The sequence below is a fragment of the Nocardia farcinica genome, assembly GCF_029867845.1.
GTDB classification, from domain to species: Bacteria; Actinomycetota; Actinomycetes; order Mycobacteriales; family Mycobacteriaceae; genus Nocardia; species Nocardia farcinica_A.
This window is the reverse complement of the sequence record NZ_JARWRU010000121.1, coordinates 1-2,527: the sequence shown is the minus strand read 5'-3', so window position 1 is coordinate 2,527 and position 2,527 is coordinate 1. Positions and strand designations below refer to the sequence as shown.

Below are 2,527 nucleotides of genomic sequence, written 5' to 3'. Positions count from 1 at the left end.
GTACCGGGCCAGGCACGGCGAGCGTGCCGCCGGACGGGCGTGGTCCGTTCGGTCCGCCCCGGCCGCCGGTGTCGGGGCCGGCGAGCGGGATCGAGCCGCGATGGGAGCCGGTGAGGGTCTGCGCGGTGTAGGCCACGGGGCCGGCGAGGGTCGCGAAGGCCACGGCGATCGCCAGAGCCGCTCGCGCCGTGCGCGGTCCGGGGACGGGCACGCGATGCCGCACCCGGCCTCGGGTGTCACCGTCACCCCTCGGCGCCCGGATCGCCGGGCCGACGAGCACGCCGAGCACGGCGGCTCCTCCGCTCACCAGCACCGCCCAGCGCAGCCAGGGCAGGAAATCCACGCTGCGCGACAACAGCATCCACGCGGTCGCGGTGGTCGATCCGACCGCTGCGGCGAGGGCGAGGCGCACCATCGGCCGGTGGCGTTCCCGCCAGGCCGTGACCGTCCCGCCGCCGACGAGCGCGGCGATGCCGGGGGCCAGCGCCACGGTGTAGTACTGGTGGAAGATCCCCTGCATGAAGCTGAAGACCAGGCCGGTGACGAGCAGCCAGCCGCCCCACAGGATCAGGGCGGCGCGCCGGTCGTCGGTGCGCGGGGCCCCGGCGCGCAGGGCCAGGCCGGTGGCGAGCAGGACGAGAGCGGCGGGGAGCAGCCAGGCGATCTGACCGCCCTGGGCGTGGTCGAACATGCGGGTGAGACCGGTCTCGCCCCGGATGCCCGGACGGCCGGACGGCGGACCGCCGCCGGGGTCGGCGCTGCCGTTCTCGTGACCGTTGAGCCTGCCCAGGCCGTTGTAGCCGAGGGTGAGTTCGATGATCGAATTGTGCTGCGAGCCGCCGATCCACGGCCGCGAATCCGCGGGCCACAGCTCCACCGCCAGCAGCCACCAGCCCGCGGCGACCACCATGGCCGCGCCCGCGGCGAACAGCTGAGCGATGCGCTTGCCGAGGGCGGGCGGCCCGGCGATCAGGTAGGTCAGCGCCGCCGCGGGGACCACCAGCAGCACCTGCAACTGCTTGGCCAGGAAACCGAAACCGATGAACGCCCCGGTCAGCGCCAGCCGGCACCAGCGGCCGTCGGCCACCGCGCGCGTCATCGCCCAGGCCGCCGCGACCATCAGGAACACCAGCAGCGCCTCGGGATTGTTGAAGCGGAACATCAGCGCCGCCACCGGTGTCACCGCGAGCACCAGCCCGGCCAGCAGCCCGGCCGCCGAACCGAAGACCCGCCGCACCGTCGCCCACAGCAGCGCCACACTGCCGACGCCGAGCAGCACCTGCGGCACCAGCATGCTCCAGCTGTTGAGCCCGAACAGCCGCGCCGACAGCGCCATCGGCCACAGCGCGGCGGGCGGCTTGTCGACGGTGATGGAGTTCGCCGGGTCGGAGGAGCCGAAGAAGAAGGCCTTCCACGACTGCGAACCCGCCTGCACGGCAGCGGAATAGAAGGCGTTCGCCCAGCCGTTGGCGGACAGGTTGTACAGGTAGGCGGCGGCCGTGCCGACCAGAAGCAGTGTCACCAGGACGTGTTCGCGGCGGACGGTGCCGTGCGTGCGTGCCGCGCGGCCGATCTCGCGCGTCGCGCGCCGGGTGAGCGGGGCGGTCACCGGGCGGCTCCCGGGGTGTCACCGCGGACGAGCGCGGCTGCCCCCGGTGTGGCGACGGGAAATGCCCCGGCCACGGCGATCGTGGTGATCCGCTCGGCGGGGCGGCGTGGTGGCGCCGCCGGGTGCGGCGGCCGATGCGACCGGCTGCCCGCGTCGCGGAACACCCAGCGCAGGCCGATGAAACGAGCGATCGTGGCGACCAGGTTGACCGCCACCAGCGCGGCGAGTTCGACCAGGACGGGGGCGCGGGCGGCCCAGTGGTGCAGGGCGAACAGCGCGCCGCTGGTCACCGTCAGGCCGAAGCAGAAGACGAGCAGGCCCTGGAACTGGTGGGTGAGCGCCCGCGCCGACCCGCGCACACCGAAGGTCCAGGCGCGATTGGCGGCGGTATTGGCGACCGCGGTCAGCAGCAGCGCGGCGAAATTGGCCGTCTGCGCGCCGACGGCGGGCCGCAGCAGCAGATACAGCAGGGCGTAGGCGAGAGTCGAGCCGAGTCCCACCAGCGCGAAACGCACCAGCTGCCCGACCATGCCGAGTGGGACGCCGGGAACCAGTGGCTCCCGGCCGATGGCGGCGCGCAGCTCGTCCAGCGGCAGCGTGCCGGTGGCGATCGCCCTGGCCAGCCGCCACACCCCGCGCAGGTCCTTGCGGGCGGTGTCGAGGATGTCGACGCGGCTGTCCGGGTCGTCGATCCAGTCGACCGGCACCTCGTGGATGCGCAGCCCGGCTTGCTCGGCGAGCACGAGCAGTTCGGTGTCGAAGAACCACTCGTCGTCCTCGACCAGCGGCAGCAGGCACTGCGCCACCTCGGCGCGGACCGCCTTGAAGCCGCACTGCGCGGCCGAGACGCGGGCGCGCAGCGCGGCCTTGAGGATGAGGTTGTAGCAGCGGGAGATGATCTCGCGCTTGGGTCCGCGC

At 73.8% G+C, this 2,527-nt stretch carries 2 protein-coding genes; both read right to left on the bottom strand.

Annotated elements, in window-relative coordinates; all coding sequences use genetic code 11:
- On the bottom strand, positions 1-1,573 hold a 1,573-nt coding region (locus QH283_RS02350), incomplete at its 3' end, for an ArnT family glycosyltransferase (RefSeq protein WP_280501370.1).
- A 32-nt stretch (positions 1,574-1,605) separates the two neighbouring features.
- Positions 1,606-2,527 (bottom strand): GtrA family protein (locus QH283_RS02345; RefSeq protein WP_280501369.1); only part of this gene is annotated, 922 nt, incomplete at its 5' end.